Origin of the sequence: Rhodococcus sp. APC 3903, assembly GCF_030407755.1 — a bacterium.
Lineage (GTDB): Bacteria > Actinomycetota > Actinomycetes > Mycobacteriales > Mycobacteriaceae > Rhodococcus_F > Rhodococcus_F erythropolis.
The window spans coordinates 228,580-249,109 of record NZ_JASDCV010000007.1 but is presented as its reverse complement, the minus strand read 5'-3'; the positions used below and the strand labels follow the sequence as shown (position 1 = coordinate 249,109).

Annotated in this window: 19 protein-coding genes and 1 tRNA gene; 10 read left to right on the top strand and 10 right to left on the bottom strand. The window is 61.0% G+C overall.

Features of this window, described 5'->3' with window-relative positions; all coding sequences use genetic code 11:
- Positions 1 to 202: 202 nt before the first annotated feature.
- The 4 genes from QMA15_RS12750 (at position 203) to QMA15_RS12735 (ending at position 4,858) form a co-directional block, all read left to right on the top strand.
- Positions 203 to 1,900 (top strand): 3-ketosteroid-delta-1-dehydrogenase, encoded by a 1,698-nt coding sequence (locus QMA15_RS12750; protein ID WP_279163183.1) that lies wholly within the window; start codon positions 203 to 205, stop codon positions 1,898 to 1,900.
- Between the two features lie 698 nt (positions 1,901 to 2,598).
- A complete protein-coding gene (locus QMA15_RS12745) occupies positions 2,599 to 3,423 on the top strand; it encodes a peptidoglycan DD-metalloendopeptidase family protein (RefSeq protein WP_290284732.1) in 825 nt (274 codons plus the stop codon).
- Between the two features lie 243 nt (positions 3,424 to 3,666).
- Complete coding sequence (locus QMA15_RS12740; protein WP_279163185.1) at positions 3,667 to 4,428, top strand: pentapeptide repeat-containing protein; 762 nt, start codon at positions 3,667 to 3,669, stop codon at positions 4,426 to 4,428.
- Positions 4,429 to 4,441: 13 nt separating this feature from the next.
- Entirely contained in the window at positions 4,442 to 4,858 is a 417-nt protein-coding gene (locus QMA15_RS12735) for a hypothetical protein (RefSeq protein ID WP_019747503.1), read from the top strand.
- A 375-nt stretch (positions 4,859 to 5,233) separates the two neighbouring features.
- On the opposite strand, the gene QMA15_RS12730 is transcribed toward QMA15_RS12735, so the two are convergent.
- The 4 genes from QMA15_RS12730 to QMA15_RS12715 form a co-directional block, all read right to left on the bottom strand.
- Positions 5,234 to 5,377, bottom strand: coding sequence for a hypothetical protein (locus tag QMA15_RS12730; protein WP_019747498.1), 144 nt, complete (start codon positions 5,375 to 5,377; stop codon positions 5,234 to 5,236).
- Positions 5,378 to 5,435: 58 nt separating this feature from the next.
- The gene (locus QMA15_RS12725) at positions 5,436 to 5,897 is read right to left on the bottom strand and encodes an Hsp20/alpha crystallin family protein (protein ID WP_029537818.1); all 462 of its coding nucleotides are present in this window, start codon (positions 5,895 to 5,897) and stop codon (positions 5,436 to 5,438) included.
- Positions 5,898 to 6,176: 279 nt separating this feature from the next.
- The gene (locus QMA15_RS12720) at positions 6,177 to 7,454 is read right to left on the bottom strand and encodes a wax ester/triacylglycerol synthase domain-containing protein (RefSeq protein ID WP_019747496.1); all 1,278 of its coding nucleotides are present in this window, start codon (positions 7,452 to 7,454) and stop codon (positions 6,177 to 6,179) included.
- Between the two features lie 46 nt (positions 7,455 to 7,500).
- A complete protein-coding gene (locus QMA15_RS12715; RefSeq protein WP_232816786.1) occupies positions 7,501 to 9,165 on the bottom strand; it encodes a hypothetical protein in 1,665 nt (554 codons plus the stop codon).
- 182 nt (positions 9,166 to 9,347) lie between these two features.
- Here QMA15_RS12715 and QMA15_RS12710 point away from each other — a divergent pair, with 182 nt between their 5' ends.
- Positions 9,348 to 9,965 (top strand): hypothetical protein, encoded by a 618-nt coding sequence (locus QMA15_RS12710; protein ID WP_031331749.1) that lies wholly within the window; start codon positions 9,348 to 9,350, stop codon positions 9,963 to 9,965.
- Between the two features lie 228 nt (positions 9,966 to 10,193).
- Positions 10,194 to 10,685: an FBP domain-containing protein gene (locus tag QMA15_RS12705; RefSeq protein WP_029254674.1), complete on the top strand. Its 492-nt coding sequence runs from the start codon at positions 10,194 to 10,196 to the stop codon at positions 10,683 to 10,685.
- Between the two features lie 142 nt (positions 10,686 to 10,827).
- Here the strand turns inward: QMA15_RS12705 and QMA15_RS12700 are convergent, their stop codons facing one another.
- From QMA15_RS12700 to QMA15_RS12685, 4 genes are all read right to left on the bottom strand, one after another.
- A complete protein-coding gene (locus tag QMA15_RS12700; RefSeq protein ID WP_020968708.1) occupies positions 10,828 to 11,568 on the bottom strand; it encodes a hypothetical protein in 741 nt (246 codons plus the stop codon).
- Complete coding sequence (locus tag QMA15_RS12695; RefSeq protein ID WP_020968709.1) at positions 11,565 to 12,500, bottom strand: ABC transporter ATP-binding protein; 936 nt, start codon at positions 12,498 to 12,500, stop codon at positions 11,565 to 11,567. Before QMA15_RS12695 ends, QMA15_RS12700 begins: the two co-directional genes overlap by 4 nt.
- On the bottom strand, positions 12,497 to 12,859 hold the full coding sequence (locus QMA15_RS12690; RefSeq protein WP_019747490.1) for a GntR family transcriptional regulator: 363 nt from the start codon (positions 12,857 to 12,859) through the stop codon (positions 12,497 to 12,499). The genes QMA15_RS12695 and QMA15_RS12690 overlap by 4 nt, the downstream gene beginning before the upstream one ends.
- 2,250 nt (positions 12,860 to 15,109) lie before the next feature.
- Positions 15,110 to 15,183, bottom strand: a tRNA-Gly gene (locus QMA15_RS12685).
- 306 nt (positions 15,184 to 15,489) lie between these two features.
- Here QMA15_RS12685 and dcd point away from each other — a divergent pair.
- The 4 genes from dcd (at position 15,490) to QMA15_RS12665 (ending at position 18,221) form a co-directional block, all read left to right on the top strand.
- The gene (gene dcd / locus QMA15_RS12680) at positions 15,490 to 16,059 is read left to right on the top strand and encodes a dCTP deaminase (protein ID WP_019747488.1); all 570 of its coding nucleotides are present in this window, start codon (positions 15,490 to 15,492) and stop codon (positions 16,057 to 16,059) included.
- A 25-nt stretch (positions 16,060 to 16,084) separates the two neighbouring features.
- Entirely contained in the window at positions 16,085 to 16,369 is a 285-nt protein-coding gene (locus QMA15_RS12675; protein ID WP_019747487.1) for a hypothetical protein, read from the top strand.
- A 91-nt stretch (positions 16,370 to 16,460) separates the two neighbouring features.
- Complete coding sequence (locus tag QMA15_RS12670) at positions 16,461 to 16,667, top strand: hypothetical protein (RefSeq protein WP_019747486.1); 207 nt, start codon at positions 16,461 to 16,463, stop codon at positions 16,665 to 16,667.
- 30 nt (positions 16,668 to 16,697) lie between these two features.
- Positions 16,698 to 18,221 (top strand): hypothetical protein, encoded by a 1,524-nt coding sequence (locus QMA15_RS12665; RefSeq protein WP_279163187.1) that lies wholly within the window; start codon positions 16,698 to 16,700, stop codon positions 18,219 to 18,221.
- Positions 18,222 to 18,224: 3 nt separating this feature from the next.
- Here the strand turns inward: QMA15_RS12665 and QMA15_RS12660 are convergent, their stop codons facing one another.
- Complete coding sequence (locus tag QMA15_RS12660; RefSeq protein ID WP_019747484.1) at positions 18,225 to 18,977, bottom strand: IclR family transcriptional regulator C-terminal domain-containing protein; 753 nt, start codon at positions 18,975 to 18,977, stop codon at positions 18,225 to 18,227.
- Positions 18,977 to 20,488 (bottom strand): APC family permease, encoded by a 1,512-nt coding sequence (locus QMA15_RS12655; RefSeq protein ID WP_279163188.1) that lies wholly within the window; start codon positions 20,486 to 20,488, stop codon positions 18,977 to 18,979. The genes QMA15_RS12660 and QMA15_RS12655 overlap by 1 nt, the downstream gene beginning before the upstream one ends.
- Positions 20,489 to 20,530 lie beyond the last annotated feature (42 nt).

Sequence of the window (20,530 nt, the reverse complement as noted above, 5' to 3'; positions counted from 1 at the left end):
GGAGTCTGTCGTCACGAGAGCAGCCTAAAGGTCGACGAGGGCAAGGCGTCGTTCTGCTGAGACGGCCACAACGTCCGAACCGTGGCAGGAGCTGTTTTTCGCCAATCCACTCGCAATGTCCCGCTGACTGGGCATCCGGAACCTTCTGCGCCGCGACTGCCTTAGCGTTCTACGTCGATAACCACGTGAAGGGATTTGTTCAATGGCTAAGAATCAGGCACCCCCCGCGACACAAGCCAAGGACATCGTTGTCGATCTATTGGTGATCGGGTCCGGTACCGGCATGGCTGCCGCCCTCACCGCGAACGAACTCGGCTTGTCCACGCTGATCGTGGAGAAGACGCAGTACGTCGGCGGTTCGACGGCGCGGTCCGGTGGGGCGTTCTGGATGCCTGCCAACCCGATCTTGGCGAAAGCCGGTGCGGGCGACACCGTTGAGCGTGCGAAGACATACGTGCGTTCGGTGGTCGGTGATACTGCCCCTGCCCAACGAGGAGAAGCATTCGTCGACAACGGTGCGGCCACTGTCGACATGCTCTACCGCACGACGCCCATGAAGTTCTTCTGGGCCAAGGAATACTCCGATTACCACCCCGAACTGCCGGGCGGTAGCGCCGCCGGACGTACCTGCGAGTGCCTGCCGTTCGACGCGTCGGTACTGGGAGCGGAACGCGGTCGCCTGCGCCCAGGTTTGATGGAAGCCGGACTGCCGATGCCGGTGACGGGTGCGGATTACAAGTGGATGAACCTGATGGTGAAGAAGCCGAGCAAGGCTTTTCCCCGCATCATCCGCCGCCTGGCGCAAGGCGTTTACGGCAAGTACGTCCTCAAACGTGAATACATCGCGGGCGGTCAGGCGCTCGCCGCCGGACTGTTCGCCGGTGTGGTCCAGGCCGGTATCCCGGTGTGGACGGAAACGTCGTTGGTTCGGCTCATCACCGAAGACGGCCGCGTAACGGGTGCAGTTGTGGTGCAAGACGGACGTGAAGTGACGGTGACCGCTCGGCGCGGTGTCGTCCTGGCAGCCGGCGGGTTCGACCACAACATGGAGTGGCGCCACAAGTACCAGTCGGAGAGCCTCGGTGAGCATGAGAGCCTGGGCGCAGAGGGCAACACCGGCGAAGCGATCGAGGCAGCACAAGAGCTCGGTGCAGGTATCGGATCGATGGATCAGTCCTGGTGGTTCCCCGCGGTGGCAAGCATCAAGGGCCGCCCGCCGATGGTGATGCTCGCAGAGCGTGCGCTGCCCGGCTCTTTCATCGTCGACCAGACCGGTCGTCGATTCGTGAACGAGGCGACGGACTACATGTCGTTCGGCCAGCGCGTGCTCGAACGGGAAAAGGCTGGCGATCCGGCCGAGTCGATGTGGTTTGTTTTCGACCAGGAGTACCGCAACAGCTACGTGTTCGCAGGCGGTATCTTCCCCCGCCAGCCGCTTCCGCAGGCGTTCTTCGAGTCGGGCATCGCGCACCAGGCGAGCAGTCCGGCCGAACTCGCCCGAAAGGTCGGTCTCCCCGAGGATGCGTTTGCCGAGTCCTTCCAGAAGTTCAACGAGGCCGCTGCTGCAGGTAGCGATGCGGAGTTCGGTCGCGGCAGCAGTGCATACGATCGGTACTACGGCGACCCGACAGTGTCTCCGAACCCGAATCTGCGCCAGCTCGACAAGAGCGCCCTCTATGCGGTGAAGATGACGCTCAGCGACCTGGGCACCTGCGGCGGTGTGCAGGCGGACGAGCATGCACGCGTGCTTCGTGAGGACGGCAGCGTCATCGACGGCCTGTACGCGATCGGCAATACCGCGGCCAACGCATTCGGTCACACCTACCCAGGCGCCGGCGCGACGATCGGCCAGGGGCTGGTTTACGGATACATCGCGGCCCATCACGCAGCAGAGAAGTAGCTCAAACCGTAGATGCACTAGCTAGTAGATCGACCTGACGGGAGATCAGCGCGCGTTTCCGATGCCGGAACGTGCACTGGTCTCCCGTTCGGCGTGTAGCAGCAATGCCAGCTGTATGTCCCATCTCGGTAACGCTGACGTGCCGGGTGACCGAGGCGCGGTATCGTCTCCAGAAGTGATGTGAGGCACTGATTTTTTCACCAGATGCCGTGGAATGAAGTGGCGCCTGATATCGACCGGTCGGGTCGAAAGCGCAAAAACAGGTACGTACCCAGGTAATTCGACCGTGGCGTGGAGCGTCGTGAAGCGACAGCGTATGAGGTGATTCCTCATCCGCAACGCAAGGATCTCCATGTTCCACCCCATTTCCGACCATCCGGGTAGACACCCACCCTGTCGATCTTCGAACGAAATGCCCTCAGTTCGGTCCGGCATTCGTAGTCCTCGATCAACGATCGATTCAGGCACTGCCTCGATGTAAAACCCGTATCTCCTGTGCTGTCACCAGGAGATACAGACCTGCGGGTCTATGCGCGCGATCGCGTTCGAGAGTGGTCACCGTACTTCTCTCCATGGCGCAATCCGAAAATTTCACTCCAACGGAGTCTCGGTGCGATGCACCGCGTAGCTCAGCACGTACTGAGTGCTGTCTGGCGGTAGAGCCTGCGCCGGCTCCGAGCACATCAGTCAAGGAAAATATGAGTAAGCACAGAAAACACAAGCCTTCCAGCACAAAACGATTCATCGCCGTAACTGCAGGACTGGGCGCCCTTGTGGGGGCCGGAGCAGTTGTCAATGCAGGTACCGCCGGTGCGCAGGGCTGGTCGGCGAGTTGCAGTTGGGAGTGGCCGGTAAGCGGATCACTTTCGCAGGGGTACCACGCGGGACATGACGGAGTCGACTTCGCTGTCAACGTCGGCACCGCGCTTCACGCGCCGACATCGGGCACGATTTCTGTTGCCGGACCCAATGATCCGGGTGGATACGGAACGTACATCCAGTTGGAAGCGGACAGTGGCGAGCAGATTCAGATGGGCCACCTCTCCGAAACCTGGGTCGGTGTGGGGCAGCACGTCGAGGTAGGCGACCAGATCGGGGCAACGGGTAACACCGGTAGCTCCACCGGTCCACATCTGCACCTCCGCATTCACACTGGTGGCGCCGTCGATCCCATGTCCTTCCTGAGTTCGATCGGGGCGTGCGATACCGGGTCGAGTATCGTGCCCGCACCCGCACCCGCACCCGCACCCGCACCCGTGCCGGCACCGGAAGTAGCACCCGAATCCGCACCGGAATCGGCGCCAGTTCCCGTTGTCTACTCTGAGGCAGCCGAATCTGCACCGGTAGAGAGCATTCCGGAGTCGAAGGCTCCAGCGTCTGGCGAAGAGGTAGTCGTTGCGGCCGGTGATACATTGTTCGGCCTCGCTGCAGAACGAGGTCTCACCTGGCAGCAGCTGTGGGACATCAATCCACAGATCGCCGATCCCGACCAGATCTTTGTGGGCGACGTAGTCAATCTGTGAGAGTGGATAATTCGATACTGATCCTGGGGTGAGTCAAAGATTCGTATACGACCGGTTCCAGTACCCGAGTTAACTCCGAGTCCCAGTTGGTGCGTGTGAGCGCTGCAGCCGGGCCGTGTATTTCACGGTCCGGCTGTTTGCGCGCTCCGAGAAGTGATTCCTACCGAAGTGCTGATGCGTGGCGGTTCGCTTCTTGGGCAGCCACGGCCAATCGCGGGGGATCTTGCCGATACTATTGAGCCCGTGAACCGGTCCGCGATCACCTCCCTACGTCGACGTTGGTCAGATGAGGGCGTCGACAATTTACGGGCGCAGCTGCTCGATCAGTCGCGGATCGTCAAGCCGCCCCACACTCTCGTCTCCCCATGGGCGGAGACCGATGACGGGCTGATCGACGTGCGTGGCCTGACAGCGGGTAGCGGTGGATTGGACATCCGGTATCTCACGTTGGAACGGATTGATCTGAGTTTCGCTCGGGGTGCGATCTCCGTCTTCGAATCCGAATTATTCGACTGTCGTTTCGATTTCGTGGCACTGACCGGACAGACCCGTTTCAATCGCCGATTCGAACGGTGCAGTTTCCGGGGTGCCACGCTCTCGCGTCTGGCGCTCGGACCGAGGGTCGTCGATTGCGATTTCACTGGAGCCAAAGCACGCGGGCTCCGCTCCGTGCCCAATACTGTGTTCGAACGATGTGCATTCGACGACACACGCCTGCCTGGTGCGCAGTTCGCCGATACCTCTTTCGTGGAGTGCACTTTCGGCGGCGCACGATTCTCGGCGGCCACGAGTTTTGTGCGGTGTTCCTTCACCCGGACCGCTGTCGAGTTCTCCGAGGCGCGAGTGTCGCGAACAACATGTGACGGCACCGCGATTCCGGATCAATGGGCAGGTGAGGCTGATTCAGCAGTCGCACTGGAGCGGTATGCCGGTCGATATGCCCGAGCACTCGGCGTGGGGGACACAGAGGGTATGGCCCTCGATCCTGAAATGGATGATTCGTAAAGGGGGCAGATCGATGACTCGCGGGGTCACGTTCAGAACAGTATTCGGTGGCCCGTCGGTGCCGCTCGACTTCATCGAGGAGTTGACTCGGCTCAGACACCGGCTGAGGGGCATCGCGATGCAGTACGACTTCGATCTGTTTGTTGTCGTTGGTGGCGACATCACCGTGGTGACCGATCCGACCGGGATCCGGCTTCCACGTGTGTTTCTGGGCAGGCGTACCGCTACGGCGCAGGTTCAGATGAACACTGACGACGTGATGGGGGTGTCCGAGCCCCGCACATTTCTGTACACGACGATCCATGCGGCACTGACGGAGCTGATTGCGCGTGTCTCATACCGCGACAACGACTTCGATGCGGACGGGGAGCGGGCGAAGATCGAGTTCTTGATCCTCGATGACAGTGGCGAGCGCGAATCAAAGCTGTGATGGCAATGACAAATGCTGCGCTCCCAAATTCGTCAGGCTGTTGTCGCTCTCTGGCATCAAACACTGCGGTGGGCCCAATGAATCCGGACATTCCGGCTATACGATGTGTGTATACGTTGTAACCGTACGTGTCACGGGTGGCCGGTGTCGGCGCGCTTCGTCCTTGTTGTGTGAGTGTTTCGTCCCGCTCCGCCCATTTCGGGCGATTCTTCATCTAGCTGAGGTTGGTGAATCTTCGGCTTGCGTCGTGGAACGATCCTCAGGCTTCGCCCGGGCTTGACGACTGAATACGGTCTTCCGTCCGCCCGAATAGACGGACGGAAGACCTCAATTCAGTTGCGGGTGAACGCACTCGGCGATCGCGGTCGGGTCTTGTCAGGGTTGAAATTCGTCGTTGGATGAATTCTCCGGCGAGCCGGCCGCGAGTATGCGCGTCCACCACCTTTGTCGCTGCGGATCTTCGTTCCAGACGACCGGTTCAGCCAGAGCTGCGGCGGGGGCCATGATTGGCGCGGGCATAGTGGACCTCCTGGATGAAAGGTTCTTGTACAGTCGATTTCGTGCCAAGCCGTTCAGGTCAGGCTTCGATCTGTCCCTGAGTTTCTGCCTCGGAGTTGGCAGTGCTGGACGGCGGCCCCGACGCGATTTCGATCCGCCGCGGTTTCGCCTTCTCTGCGATCGGCAAGCTCACGGTCAACACGCCGTTGTCGTACGAGGCGACGATCCGCTCGGAGTCGATGTCCTCACTGATGGACAGCTGCCTTCTATACGTTCCCGTGAAACGCTCACTGGCCAGCCACGTCACTCCATCTTCGGAGAGAGCACTGCGGTGCGCGGTCAAGGTCAAGGTCGAGCCATCTACCTGTACGTCCACCGATCCCGGGTCGACGCCGGGAAGATCGGCGTGAAGGACGTAGTGATCATCGATCTTGTAGAGGTCCATCGGCATGAAACGTGGACTTCGGTTGCTGCCGGTTCCGGTAGCAAGCAAGGACTTGGTGATCGCGTCAATGTCGGTGAAGGGATCGAAACGAAGCACAGCAACACACCTCCCGTATCGTCTAAGAAAGGCCACCGTCACCTCGACGGCGACCGAACTCACTGTGCGAGAACATGATAACCAACCGATCTGGCACTCTGCAACCTTGAGTGCCAGATTCTTCGACTGAACTTCGGCTAGATTTTCGGGAGCATCTGGGGGCGTGACTGTTCGGTGATCACGCGATCACTCGAGTCCTGCTGGATCAGGACACCCGGGTTGAGAAATCCGCAGATGCCTCGGTTCGATCCGACTCGAACGAGTGTGATGAAGTACCAGTCAGCTTGTGGTGCTGGCTATTTCGTTGAGAGCTCGTTCTACGGCTTGCGCGATCTTGCTTGCCGGAGGGAGATGCTCGGCATCGGTCTGGATTCCGATCCAGAATTTGTCGTTGTAGGACGCTGCTGTGAAGCCGATTCGAACATTGCCCGCCAACGGGCCGAGCGGCCAGAGTTGGACGAGCGCTGCCCCGTCGAGCGTGAGCGGACCGCGTGGTCCGTGAACATTGGACACCACTGCACCGATCATGTGCTGTCGCTTCGCGAATTTGTCGAAGATGCCGGCTACACGCGGCGACCGAAATGTTGTTCCTGCCGCACGTGCGGACGGTTTTGCGGCCGCAGTTTGCTTCGCGACGATTGCGACGGCACGTTCCAGGTCTGTTTCTTGAAGTGGGAGGTCGATGATCATGAATCCGACGGCGTTGCGTGCGTCTCCGATCGCTGTGACTGCGACGGGGACCGATACGGCGATCGTTTTCGGAATGGACTCGCCACGATCTTCGAGGATGAATCGCAGTCCGGTGCCCGCTGCAACGAGGTAGGCATCGTTCAATGTGCCTCCCACACTTTGCGCACCGCGCACGACCGGAGCGGTCCGGGTGCTGACGGAAGCGATGGATCTAGTGGTGCCGATTGTGCCGAGGAGTACCCGTGATCGGATCGGCCGATGTAGGAACGTCCCGATTCGAAATCGGAGGAGGTCCAGGGAACTGGCCTTCTGGGGGATGTGTGGCTCGGGGGAGTGGCCGGTTTTCGCCGTTGGTGGCGCCCCTGGGTCGGGTTTTTTCGAATCAGGCGATGCGAACAAGCGCTCGAAAAGGTCGCTGGCACCGGCGCCGTCGAGAACCGCATGATGCACTCGAATGACGATGCCGCACTGACCAGTTCGAGCTACAGGAATCAATGCGATGTGCCACAACGGTCGGGTGGTGTCAAGGGGTTGCATCACAAGTCGACCACAAACCGCTTCGAAGTCGGGTTCGGTGGGACCGCGTTCCTCCAGTGAGACATGGAGGTCGACCTCTATGTTGCTTTCCGTCCACCACCATGACCCATGCCGCACAATCGGTCGTTGCCGCAACAACGGTTCCTGCGCGATCTGCGCGGCGAGTGTTCGGTGAAGATGCGCTAGATCCGGTCGACCGTCGCTGTCGACAAAGCCGCCCGGAGAGAGCAGACCGGCAATAGTGACCAGGTACGGCTGGACATCCACACCGAGCTGGAAGCTCGCAGCGTCGACGGGTGATATCGGCACGTCGGGTGTGGTGTCGACCATCTGCTGAGCCTAATCGAGGCGACACGGTGGACGGCGCTGGTTTCGGCTAGCGGATCACCAAGTCGTGGTCGGTGGCGCTGAGCGTGATCGCGGCAATGGGGTTTCCGCGCATCCAGTCCTGCACGAACGCGTTCAGAGCGGGGTTCGATGCCCGATCCGCGTACGCGTCCGACGGGATCTCGATTGCCCCGACGAGGTGGCGCGGATCGGCATCGAGGCCGGATGCGCGGGGAGTCATCCGTAGTCCGTCGGCGGTGTGCAGGACGACCGGAAGAACCGTGCCATCCGGTGCAGTCACGGTCGCGGTCCGGGTGGTGGCGACCGGGTCGAAATGGTCCACGTCCAGTCGGTATCCGGACGGTTGTGCGTACTGGCCGATCGCGTCCAGCATGCGCGGATCCACCACAGAGTACGGAAACCCGATGTCGATCAGAGTCTGACCGTCGATGGCGCCGTCGCGGGCGGGCAAGGTCGTGGACAAGTGCCAGGGGGCAGCGGGGGACAGGGTATCCGTCGACCGGTCTGTCGGCGCGTTTTCGATCAGTGTGCCGAGGAGGGACGCGCCAGTCGGCGTGAACTCCCAAGCATCCCCGACGAGATCCTTGTGCCAGAAACCGGATTCGGCGCCGCGGCGGCCCTCGACACGCAACTCCCGCCGGTTCGGGCCGGGGCCGAGTGAGTGCACACTGATCGCGGATGTGACTTCACCGGGAATCTTGGGCTGGTGCACCCAGTCCGGTGCCGGAAGTTGGATCGCGGCGGTGCTGCGGTCCAGCGTTTCGGCCACGAGGTTGGGTGCCGACGGCTTGTCCGACTGATCTTCCCAGCTGTAGCGGAAGAAGATCGAGTCCGATCCCGAAGAATCGAAATCAAATGTGCGGGTGTACATGTCGCCGTACTTGTTCATCACGAAAGTGGTTGATCCGGCCGCCGACAGCGAGTCCGCCTGGAATCGCCCGCCGAGCGGGCCGCCGATCTCGTAGCTGTCGTCGTTGGGCAGCCACGGGTCTGCGTAGGTTATTCGGCTGCCGTCCGCGGTCAGCGTGGGGATCATCGTCATCTTGGCGAGTCCGACGAAGTGAATCCGTCCTGCGATGTCGGTGAAAGTTTGATTATCCCAAGGCGACGAGACGCTCAGTGCCCACCCGTTCGGCCGGTCTCCCGGAAGTTGTCGGCCTGTGCCGCTCCACAGGGGCGCACCCCACGCGGAAGTCCAGTTCCACACGAGCGGGTCCTGGGAGGCGTTGTCCATCGTGTAAATCCAGCCGTTGTCGTCGACTGCGACGAGTTCGTCGTCGTCCAGTGATATCCCGACCAGTCGTCCACGTAGGCATTCGGGCATCGGTACGAAACGCCATGGCTCGGTCGTTGGTTCGCCGGGCGCCCGCGGACGAGTGAGTAAGTCGTGGTCGACCAGTATAAAGTCCCAGAATCGATTGAATTGGGTTGTTGGCGTGCGAATTTCGATGGAAGAGGGGGTGGCCGTGCCGTTGAACAACGGAAGGTTTTCCAACCCGACTCGTCCGCCTCCCGAGGGTGCGCCGGGTGGCAGTTGGGCGGTTCCGAATGGTACGCAACTGGCCGGCCCGGTTTCGGTGGGCGTGGCTGCGGAGAGGGGAGTGGACCACAGCAGGCCGGCGGCGAAGAGGATGCCGACGGTCGACAGTCGCGATCGGTACGGGTGCGAAACTCCACTCGCGGTCTCGTTCACCGTCCGATTGTCGCATGATCGGCACGTTGAATCTGCGGATTGTGAGGTTTGTCCATCTGTGTCGGTTGCGGCGAGAGTGCCGATCGCGGCGTTGGTTGTTGTGGGTGGAACGAGAGTGCTTGTACTGCAAAGGTATTCGCCGTGTAGCTGAGTTTGCCATGACCTGCAGATACGGTGGGGTGATGAGAAGGCCGAAGTCGCTGGGTGAATGGTTGGTAGCTGACCCTCCGGAGTCGTCCAAGCCACCGGGGCCGATTCTTTTGGCATTCACCGTTGTTCCGCTTATTGCGTTGGTCTGCCGGCATTACGGGTGGTGGCCTTCGCCATTCGGTGACTTCAGGTGGTTCGATCCTCTCCTCGTCAGCGCTGCGGCTCTGCTCACCTTGATCGTTGTTGGTCTGGTGTGGGCGGTTCGTACGCTCTACGTTCTCGGCCAGGACCGACGGTGGTCGTGGTGGATCCTGCCCTCTCCGGTTGCCGTTATCGCCGCGGTCGCTGCGGTGTTGTTGATGCCGCCGGCAACTTTCCTCGACAAGAGCGGAGAGTTCGAGACCGTCGCGATTGCTCTCCTGGAGCAGCCTGGATCGACTGTGGAAGAGCTCGAGATCGGCCAGTTCGAGATCAGCAGTGCCCATGTCGTACGTCCCGATGAGGTCTACTTCATCGACAACGACAGCATGTTCACCACCACGAGTGGATGGGTGTACTCGCCCAGCGGCGCACCAACGGGGTTCGACGATTTCTCCGCAAAGCACCTCGGCGGACCTTGGTACGAGTTCACGGCGGTCTGGCGTGACTGATTCACCGCGCCATTTCACGCATGAAGTGCGTCGATAAATCGAGTGGCCCGTGTCGAGGACCTGTGGCTACCATCGGGGTGTGGACATCGTGATGCCCCATGGGCGTGAGGGGGTTGTCGGCGTCGTCTTCGCCGGCAGCAGATAGCGCATTTCGGACCCGACAGCACTAGGTGCTGGTCGGGCCATGAGCTGTACCCACCTTCACCGATCCACGATTGGCATACACCCATGATCATTTTGACCGATACATCTACCCGTTCCAGCCTCGTCAACGCGAGCCGTAAGGAGAAGACTGATCTCACGTTGCCGGATGGCTTCGACACCATCGACTTCGACGCTCTCGACTATCTGGGCTGGCGAGATCCCAAAATGGGCCGACGCGCCTACGCGATCGTCCCGACACTCGACGGGGAGATCATCGGAGTCTTGCTCGTTCAAGCGCAAGCCACTCCGCGGTCGCGTGCCCAGTGTTCCTGGTGCCGTGACACGCGCCTTCCCAACGAGGTCGTCTTCTACGGCGCCAAGTTGGCCGGGCCCGCTGGTCGACGTGGCAGCACAGTCGGAACACTGATCTGCCGAGACTTCCAGTGCTCGGCCAATGTTCGTAACGACCCCCCGCTCCCGTATGCCGGCTACGATGCCGGCGCTGCGCGCCAGGACCGGAAAGATGAACTGGTGCTGCGTGCTTCGAGTTTTGTCGAGCGAGTGGCTCGGCAGTAGAGGGGACCCCGGGGACGCGATATCCCTGTTGTGAAGTTCGGCCCCTCCCTGGGCTGAGGAAGGGGCCGAACTGCCTGGACGGTGTCGATCCGAGGGGCACTCGGACACGGTGCGACATCTGGCGTCGCACATGATTACTCGGTCAGGGCGTTGCTCGACGTAAAGTGACCCAGGCTCCGGCTATGCAGGCGATGGCCAGGGCCAATGGAAGTAGTGCCATCGGCACCACTCGGGAAGTATCGGCAAACCACGAACCGATCGCCGGCCACCAGCTGGCCCAGGTGATTACGATCGCTGACAGGCCGAGCACACCGAAGAGACCGGTGAGAGAGGCGAGCAGACCGGTGGTCCTCCATCGCTGGTAGATCGCACCTGTCAGCATTGCGATCGAACTGGTCAGCAGCAGCGTCGCGAACAGCGCGAGCAACTGAACGGCTGCGCTGTCGGTGAAATAGCGTGCGATGCCGAACATGCGCATGTGCACACCCCAGCCGTTGGTGGCGGACTCCACCACTGACAGCAGTTGTAGCGCGATTGCGAAGATTGCGGACTGTGCCAACGCCATTATCGTGGTGGCAGTGAAGAACTCGCGGCGAGTCACGCTCAGCCCGAGCGCGAACGGGAACGTCTGGGTCATCGACTGGAGGTAGAACGCCAGCACGAAACCGTAAACGGAGAACACACTGCCGGTGAATCCCTCACCCTGCTCGTTTCCGACGATCGCGTAGATGGTGAAGCTGATGAGGAAAGAGATCAAAAGGATGCCCACCGGCCAGGCGATCAGCAACGGCCACGCGACCGTGTGCAGTTGGAGGACGGAACCGATCCTGGACCGGGTGGGCGCCTTCGGGACCGTCCGGGGCGCTGTCGTTGCGATGCTCATGCGGTGATCTCCTTGCGCTGCGTCGAAGTCGCGATGACAAGTTCCTGCAAAGATGCCGGTTCCACTTGGACTCCCGCCTCCCGCAGTCGGATTCGCTCGGTCTCGGTCACATCGGCCTGCAACATGATTCGGCTGTGGGAGCCTAGTGTCTCCCGGCGCAGGACCCTGCCGGACGCGGCAACAGCATCCACCGCATCAAGGGGGCCGGATACCACTACGGCGCGACCTCGCAGTGCGTCTGCGTCCTCGTCGACGACAATCCGGCCGCTGTCTACGACGATCACGTGCTCGAGCAGATTGGCTACCTCGTCGATAAGGTGAGTCGAAAGCACTACAGTGCGAGGATGTTCGGCATAATCGGCAAGCAGACGATCGTAGAAGAGTTGGCGTGCAACGGCATCGAGGCCGAGATACGGCTCGTCGAACAGCGTGAGCGGTGCACGGGAGGCAAGTCCGATGATCACTCCCAACGCTGACCGCATGCCGCGCGAGAGCTTCTTCACCTTGCGGCACAGTGGAAGTTGGAAATCGTCGAGCAGTGTCTCGGCGAACGCGTGGTCCCAATTCGGGAGCAGATGGCCGGCGGCGACGAGTACATGCTTGACCTTGAGGTCCTCGGGGTACGTCTGGCTTTCCTTGACGAAGCACACGTTCGCCAAGACGTCGGCATTTTCGAAAGGGGCAGCGCCGAATACCTCGACGTCGCCGCTGGTGTGCAGGTCCTGTCCGGTCAGTATCTGCATGATCGTGGTCTTGCCTGCGCCGTTACGTCCGAGCAGGCCGTAGATTTTGTTCTGGCCGATCTCGAACGAGACGTCCGAGAGCGCATCGACGTCCCCGTAGCTTCTGTTCACTGCTCGCATCGAGGCGACGAGTTCAGTTTCGTCGAAACGCCTGACGTGCGACTTGGTCGTTGTCGTGCTTGAGTTCATCGGTCCGCCTTCCTGTCGTCCAGCATGGATTTGAGTTCGTCGAGGGAAATCTGAAGGCGGTCGGCCTCCATGACCAACGGCTCGATGTATTGGCGCGCGAACGCTTCTCGTCGTCTGAACCTGAGTGCGTCGCGGGCGCCGACGGTGACGAACATTCCGATTCCCCGTTTCTTGTAGAGGAGCCCCTCGCCTACGAGTTGATTGAGGCCCTTGGCTGCCGTCGCCGGATTGATTCGGTGGAACGCCGCCAGTTCGTTGGTTGAGGGCACCTGCCCGTCTTCCGGCAGTGAGCCGTCGATGATCGAGCCTTCGATCTGCTCGGCGATCTGCTGGAACAGTGGTCGTCCGTCGTCGATCACGATGATCGACGCCCGGTGTTCACTGGTTCATTACTCATGTAATGAACCATAGAACGTCGTGGGGCATGTTGGCAATGAGATCGCGGAATCTGGCACCGATGCCTTGGGTCTCCGAGCGCTACCCATCGGGATATTCATCGCAGAGGCTGATGGAACAGCTTGGATGCAGACCAGCTACGACTCCCAGATCCCCGGGGCGCTGCGCACAGGCATTGAGCTTCTGCGGAACCGTGGAACCGCCGATCTAGGTGGTCGACCACGGGACGGGGTTGACCGAAACACCCGTCAGCATCGGCAATTCGCCACCCAACGTGAACAGACGAAACCCGCGGCCTCGGCTTCGGGGCGTAACCCGGAGTCGTAGAACAGAAGCCGGACCGCACGCCGCGGTCGGGCTGTTCTTCGTCAACCCAAAGACGGAATCGCATCCACCGCAAGTAGGGACTTAGCGCCTCGTTTTGGTGTTTCTGTACTGATTCGCGATCCCGATACGTACGCTTCCGGCCAGGGAATCGGACACTCGACCAACAGGGGTATCAATGCCGAATGTGACAGTGAAGTTCGGGGGTTCAGACCCGGAAACAGCGGACCTCGCACGCCGGGCACTGCAACCAGTACTCGACAGCATCTACCGCACATACCGCAGGAAACCGCTCCCATTCGTCGAAGCCGCACTGAAACGCGCAGGCCGAGGGAGCTTCTCACAAGCAGGAATTGAGCGATTCGCCAATTACATTTCAAGAGGCGACCGACCGATTCTCACCAAATAGTGCGGCCGCCCGTGATCAGGCCGAAGACCGAAGCGTTTCCACCGGCTACCTGGTCGACGACTAAATTTATCGGTGCCAACTAGGTACAGGTCCATCGTGGTCAACATCGGAGACAGCTCCCGCTCGCGTCCGAGATCGGTAGCTGCCTCACCGTGGCATGGGACCTGTCAAACACAATCTCCCCTTCCTGGACAGGTAGGGGAGATTGTGTTTGTGACCACCGCACGATCCACGCATCTGCTGATATGCAGGTTTCAGGCAGAGCTGAAACTGTCATTCACATGCGGTCGGCCGATCTTCTCTACAAGTCGGGTGCGGTTAGTGGCCCTGCGCCTTCTAATGAGAAGGGGATCGTGGAACCGTTCGCCATCGCCACGATCACGTTGACGATAGCAAAGAGGACGTTATTCATTTCAAATTCACCTCCTCTCTCCGTCTAGAGCCCGGCAGCATTCGCTATTGCATACAGGGCAGAGGCCCTGCTATCGAAATTGGGACTGCAATGTAAGCGGGCGAGCCTGGACCGAATGAGGTGACTGTCCTGATATATCCGAGGCCATTCGAGGAGTTGTAGTCCACCAACCAAGGTCCACCAGAATCGCCTCCGCCAAAGTTGCCCGGTTTGGGAGTTGCGTGAGAAGCCGTAGCTCCGAACGTCATAACCAGGGAAGGCGCCGCAATGCTTGCGAGGAATAAGGTTTCGACTCTGGACACCTACGGCCCTCTATCGAATTGGGGCCAACCTGCCGGTTTTTTAAGATCTTCGGGAAGGTAGCGCGACGCTAAGGTGACAGTCCTCCAAACTGGGGTATTTCTTCGAGATTTATCCGGCTCTTCCGGATCCGGAGTGTATGAGTCGAACCACGGATGATCCGAGCAGGCACAAGATGTAGGTCGGTGAGGGTTTTTAATGTGCAGACCGATGGTCGTGCATTGGGACTTACGGTTAGGGCTGTCCGATACTGAGGAAGAATACGTACTTGATGCTTTTCGAAGGTGATTTTTGACGGACTTGGGTATTTTCACAGTTGTGATTGTGAGAAGACCTGCATTCTTGCGTGAGTTGTGGTCCCCGGTGTCCGGGTGCGCTACGGCAGATCGGTTTTAAAAACTGATAAGCGCGCGGTGCCCGAGCAGAGACAGTTTCCAACCCCATCGGTTGGTAGTCGCGCTCGAATCACTGACGGACGGCAAACGAACCGAGGTACCGGCGACCATCGGCTTCGAGGTCGACAGCACTCTCCTGACAGTGCGCGCAATGGACACCGATTTAGGCCGGGGCACGACCAGTCGGACGGCATCGATGAACTGCAGAATTCCGAGATCCGGTCCTCTAGCACCCCCATTTGCGTTGGATACACGTTAACTGATCACTGAATGGAGGAGGTTGTGTACCTGCCGTGTACCTGTCACAGGATTTGGGACCCAAACAAGCGAAGTTCGTCTGCCCCAAAAAGGACTCTGAACTGCGGAGAATCTGTGGAGCCGATGACGGGAATCGAACCCGCGTATTCAGCTTGGGAAGCTGATGTTCTACCATTGAACTACATCGGCGTCGCAGCCGACCGGACGTGTTTTCACCGCCGATCAACGTGCTGTCCGAACATTATCAGACGAGCTTTCAAGCAGCGGTGTCCCCGGCCGTCATTGATCAACACAGGCGTGTGGAAGTCGGCGCCATCGGTAAATGATTTGCCCACAAGTTCTGCGCGGGAAAGCCTTTCGGCATGGAGAACTTGAGACAGGTGGGGCTGGGCTCTGCCGTGGGAGTCCAGAACCCGCGCATCGTGTTCGGTAACCACAGTGTGATCGCACCCATCGATGGGTCGGCACTGCCCGCAGAACCGGTAACCTCTACCTGTGCTGCTCTCCGATCGTGACATCCGTGCCGAAATCTCCGTTGGACGTCTGGGTATCGACCCCTTCGACGATTCCATGGTGCAACCGTCGAGCGTCGACGTGCGCCTGGATGGTCTGTTTCGGGTGTTCAACAACACGCGGTACACGCACATCGACCCGGCACTGCGCCAGGACGAGCTGACCAGCCTGGTCGAACCAGCAGAGGGCGAGCCGTTTGTGCTTCATCCCGGCGAGTTCGTTCTCGGTTCGACTCTCGAAGTGTGCTCACTGCCGAACGACCTGGCCGGCCGCCTCGAAGGTAAGTCGAGCCTCGGGCGCCTGGGCCTTTTGACGCACTCCACTGCCGGCTTCATCGACCCGGGTTTCAGTGGCCACATCACACTGGAGCTGTCCAACGTCGCAAACCTGCCGATCACGCTGTGGCCGGGAATGAAGATCGGGCAGCTCTGCCTGCTCAAGCTGTCGAGCGCTGCAGAGTTCCCCTACGGAAGCTCCGAGGCCGGATCCAAGTACCAGGGTCAGCGCGGCCCGACTCCGTCGAAGGCGTACCTGAACTTCAACCGCAGCTGAACGAACCAACTTCGGGGGGAGTCGCATGATCGGAATTTTCTACGGTCTGGTGTTCATGAACTTGTTGTTCGTGACCAGCACCGTGTGCTTGATGAAGCCGTCGAAGGCCAGTGTTGTTGCGACCGTCTGCGCAGGAGTGGCGTGGCTCTTCTTCAACGGCCCGCTGGAAGGTCAGGTCTTGTGGTCGTTGAATCGAGAACACGGTCTGACGGTCTCGGATCTGATGTCGCTTGTTGCCTTCGGCATCGCCGCTCGTGGTTGGAATCAGGTCCGTAAGGTCCGCGAAACCGTCGACGCCGATCGTTACTGACCTGCGAGCTCACCTCAATTGAACGCCACGATTCGGGCAGAAGTTTCGACCTGGAGCACAACGGTCGGCGAATCGGGCACAATTACTGAGTATGTGGTGGATTGTCGGAGGCGTACTACTCGTATGGGTCGTGTGTTCCATTCCGATTGCCATCCTGGTCGGACGCGGTATCGCGCGCCGGGACCGCGCAGAATTCGACGGCCGAAATCAACAGTGGGCCGACGAGGTTGTCAGGTCGATAGAGAAGCAATCGGATCAGGACAATGCCGATCGGCGTAAGCCACCACTGATCAGCTGACCAGCTGAACTTTTCCGGAGGTGAGTGGGCGTGGAACTTCCATCCGATACTCCCGACGACGTCGTGGCCGCAGCCGCCGGAGGACCCAGGATTCCGCAGTTCGATCCCACAGTCGGGATTCCGGTAGTTCCGCGTGCGGGAGATGCTCCACACCGGTTGGTGGTCATCGGCGACTCGCTGTCGCAGGGATTTCAGAGCGGGGCGGTCTTCAATACCGATCTGTCGTATCCGTCGATCATTGCTCACCAGTTGGGCTGGCTCGAGCGGTTCCGCTTTCCCCGATACGGCGGTCCGGGCGGGCTCCCACTCAACATCGAACTGCTGCTCCGCACCCTCGACGAGCGCTTCGGCCCACGGCTCGACCTCTGGGAGGTTCCGCTCGCACTCTTTGCTGCACGCGGGTTCATGGATCAGGTGGAGGACTACTGGGAGCGTGGGCCGGGCAGCGTGGCGCCGACGTTCTCGGCGATCAATCACAACCTTTCGGTCTACGGGTGGGATCTTCGTGACGCTCTGACCAAGACCGCGCATGGGTGTGAGGCAGCCCTGCACGAACCGCACGACGACCTGATCAGCCAGATCGTCGAGAACAACGGCGAACGCGCCGCACTGAGAGTTCTGCCGCGAGGCTCCGAGGCAGAGAAGCGCATGACGGCGTTCGACGCGGCAGCGGAACTGGGCAAGGAAGGCATCGAAACTCTGATCGTCTTTCTCGGGGCCAACAATGCGCTCCGCACCGTCACCGAACTCCGAGTCGAGTGGAGCGGCAACAACTTCCGTGACCCGGACGGCAAGCGCGAATACACGGTGTGGCAGCCCGAGCACTTCGCGTCGGAGTACGCCGAGGTGCTGGCCGCGATCCGCAAGATCAACGCCCAGCACGTCATCCTCTGCACCGTCCCACACGTGACCATCGCACCGATCGCCCACGGGCTCGGCGGCAAGATCGAAATCGGATCCCGCTATTTCCCGTACTACGCGCGACCGTGGGTGCGCGACACAGACTTCGACCCACAGCGCGATCAACACATCACCGGCGCGCAGGCGTGGGCCGTCGATACCGCAATCGACGTGTACAACCACGGAATCGAGCAAGCCGTCGCGAATGCCCGTCGGGTGGGGAAGGACTGGTACCTCTGCGATATTGCCGGGTTGCTCGAGCGCGTGGCCTCACGGCGCTACGTCGCCGACGTCAATGCGCGGCCGTCATGGTGGACGCAGTACCCCCTCCCCAAAGCACTGACCGACTTGCAACCCGTGCCGGACTCGCTGTTCCTCTCCGCCGACGGTCGCGGCGGCCGCGCGTCGGGCGGCCTCTTCTCGCTCGACGGCGTTCATCCCACGACAGTCGCGTACGGGGTGATGGCGCAAGAACTGGCGAACATCATGGTCACGGCCGGGGTCCAGTTCGACCGCGCTCAGGTCGATTTCGACCGACTCGTCCGACGCGACACCTTGGTGCGCACTCCGCCGCAGAATCTCGATTCCACGCTCGGCGTCATCGGCTGGGCCGACGAGCACCTCGGCTTTGCCAAACGCGTGTTCGGTCTCTGATTTTCAGCTTGCCTTCGACATCGTCGGTGCGACGATGCGTTCCGCGTACTCCCGCAACAGTGCCACCAGGTCTACGTCGTCGACGGAAAGTCTGCCGGTCGGACCTATCGCAGCCAAGGCACCGACGACACACCTTTCCGCGTCGTGGATCGGGACGGCGACGGCGGAGCGTCCGACACGAATCTCGTCGACCTCACGGGCGGGCTCGCCGCGCCGGATCCGAGAGAGTTCGAGTTCCAACTGGTCGCCGTCGGTGATGGTGTGTGCGGTGACCTTTCGCAATGGGGCCTCGGCCAATTCGGGTCGGCTGGCGAGGAGCAGCTTCCCGATAGCCGACGCGTGAACGGCTGTGACCAGCGTCCGTTCGCCGCTGAGCTCGTGGTCTGGATCGCGATCGACCAGTCGAATTCTGTTCTCTGCAAACGACGCGAGGTAGACGCCGAACCGTAGCTGTTCGCGGAGTTCTTCGAGGAGCACCGAATTGTCGACGGGGGTGGGTTCGGCGGCAGCCCCGGCCAATTCACGGGTGCGTCGGCCCAGCGCGAAGCCGGAGAGGTCGGCGATCCGAACCAGGTAACCGTCGGCGACAAGGATGTTGAGCAACCGATACGCAGTGGCAGGTGGGATGTCGGCAAGGGCGGCAATGTCCTTGGCGGTGGCTCCCGATCCGAGCCTGGCCGCCGACTCGAGGAGGGCAAGGGCGCGCTGAACCGCTCGGGGTTCGTGCCCACCGAGGTCGCGTGGTCGGCCCACCATCAGCGGGCGCCGGCAGTCGGCTCGCCCACCAGCACGATGTTTCCGGCTGCGTCGGTGGCGAACACCCCAGCTCCTGGTAGTACGTCCTCGGTTTCGGGACTGTCGAACGCGCCGACGTGCAGCAGGCTCTTGGGGCTTCGGCGTCGCAGGTAGAACTGCCAGAGCGTGCCCGAGGTCAGGATCACGAGCACAGCGATCGGTGCAACGTACGCATGGTCGATCGTGTTGGCGTAAACGAGGTAACCGAGAACTATCGCACCGGCACCACTTCCACACGACGCGGCTGCGAGAACGCCGGGAGTGTGCTCTCCGATACGCGTCAGGAATACAACCGATGCGATCGCCACCAGTGCATAGGCAACGATGACGGCACCGCGAACCGTCAGTCGAACGTCGTCGAAAATCTCTCCGCGTCCAAGGATGGCAAAGGCTCCGCCGCCCACCAGAACTGTGCAGACGACGACGGTCAGCGCGAAGTAGGGCGTGCGAAATGCGCTGTGAACCGAGGCGAACCGGCGGGGGAGTAGGCGTTCGACGCCGAACGAGTAGACCAGACGCGACGCAGCATTGGACGACGCCATCGACGACGCCAGCCACGAGCACCCCAGACCGACGTTGAGCGCGATGACGACACCTGGACTCACACCCGTCGCTGTTCCGTGGAGATAGGCGTTGACGAGGGTGTCGCTACGTCCCGACCAAGCGGCCCAGCCCGCAAAGATGAAGAGCGATCCACAGATGATCGGGGTGAGAAGGACTGTGCGGGTGACGGTTACCAGCGGTCGACGAGATTCGGGGCCGAAGAAGGCCGCGCTCTCGAATCCGGCGAGAGCGAACACGGCAGCCAGGGCGGTGAGTAACAGCCCGTGACCGGAGGTGGGCGGAACGATCTGTGCTTGTTGGCTTCCGGAACCGCCCAGAATCATGAGCCCGACGATGAACAGAAGTGAGCAGCTTTCTACGACGAGGATCGCGAGAGCAGCAAATCTGACACTTCGAACGAGGGCACCGAGAATCAGCAGGGCTATCCCCAGATAGAGCGCGATGACGTGAAAAGTCTTGTCCACGTGCACACCCGCGAAGCCGAGCAAAGCGATTGCGGCCTGTCCTCCGTGATAGAGCGTCATTACCGCGCTGCCGACGTACTTGACCAGCATGGCGATGCCGGTGGTCAATGCTGCCCGGGTGCCCAGGCCACGAAAGACGAAGCTGTGCAGCCCGCCCGATGCTGCCATTCGGCGCGTGAACTGCGAAACGCAGAAAGCGATGAGCGTCACCAGCACGGTGGCCGCGATGATGGTGATCATCCCGCTCAACAATCGGCCGTGTGTCAGCATGGTGACGGGCAGAACGACCATCGACACAGCAGGGGCGGTGGTTGCCACCGACTGGGCCAGCACTTCGGCGCCCGAGAGTTGCCGACGGCCCAACGCGCGCAGCGGTGATCGCGCCGGGGGTTGCTTCTCGCGCGTGGTGAAGGACCGCGCGATAGCTTCGGTGAGAGCGGACATGTCGCGTCACGCTAGTCCGGTTCTGTAACGCGGATATTGCGG

What these genes read in the sequence shown, in the direction of transcription:
- QMA15_RS12750 (WP_279163183.1), top strand. Translation starts at nt 203, where the DNA reads ATGGCTAAGAATCAGGCACCCCCCGCGACACAAGCCAAGGACATCGTT.
- QMA15_RS12745 (WP_290284732.1), top strand. Translation starts at nt 2,599, where the DNA reads ATGAGTAAGCACAGAAAACACAAGCCTTCCAGCACAAAACGATTCATC.
- QMA15_RS12735 (WP_019747503.1), top strand. Translation starts at nt 4,442, where the DNA reads ATGACTCGCGGGGTCACGTTCAGAACAGTATTCGGTGGCCCGTCGGTG.
- QMA15_RS12730 (WP_019747498.1), bottom strand. Translation starts at nt 5,377, where the DNA reads ATGCCCGCGCCAATCATGGCCCCCGCCGCAGCTCTGGCTGAACCGGTC.
- QMA15_RS12720 (WP_019747496.1), bottom strand. Translation starts at nt 7,454, where the DNA reads ATGGTCGACACCACACCCGACGTGCCGATATCACCCGTCGACGCTGCG.
- QMA15_RS12710 (WP_031331749.1), top strand. Translation starts at nt 9,348, where the DNA reads ATGAGAAGGCCGAAGTCGCTGGGTGAATGGTTGGTAGCTGACCCTCCG.
- QMA15_RS12705 (WP_029254674.1), top strand. Translation starts at nt 10,194, where the DNA reads ATGATCATTTTGACCGATACATCTACCCGTTCCAGCCTCGTCAACGCG.
- QMA15_RS12700 (WP_020968708.1), bottom strand. Translation starts at nt 11,568, where the DNA reads ATGAGCATCGCAACGACAGCGCCCCGGACGGTCCCGAAGGCGCCCACC.
- QMA15_RS12695 (WP_020968709.1), bottom strand. Translation starts at nt 12,500, where the DNA reads ATGAACTCAAGCACGACAACGACCAAGTCGCACGTCAGGCGTTTCGAC.
- QMA15_RS12675 (WP_019747487.1), top strand. Translation starts at nt 16,085, where the DNA reads ATGATCGGAATTTTCTACGGTCTGGTGTTCATGAACTTGTTGTTCGTG.
- QMA15_RS12670 (WP_019747486.1), top strand. Translation starts at nt 16,461, where the DNA reads ATGTGGTGGATTGTCGGAGGCGTACTACTCGTATGGGTCGTGTGTTCC.
- QMA15_RS12660 (WP_019747484.1), bottom strand. Translation starts at nt 18,977, where the DNA reads ATGGTGGGCCGACCACGCGACCTCGGTGGGCACGAACCCCGAGCGGTT.
- QMA15_RS12655 (WP_279163188.1), bottom strand. Translation starts at nt 20,488, where the DNA reads ATGTCCGCTCTCACCGAAGCTATCGCGCGGTCCTTCACCACGCGCGAG.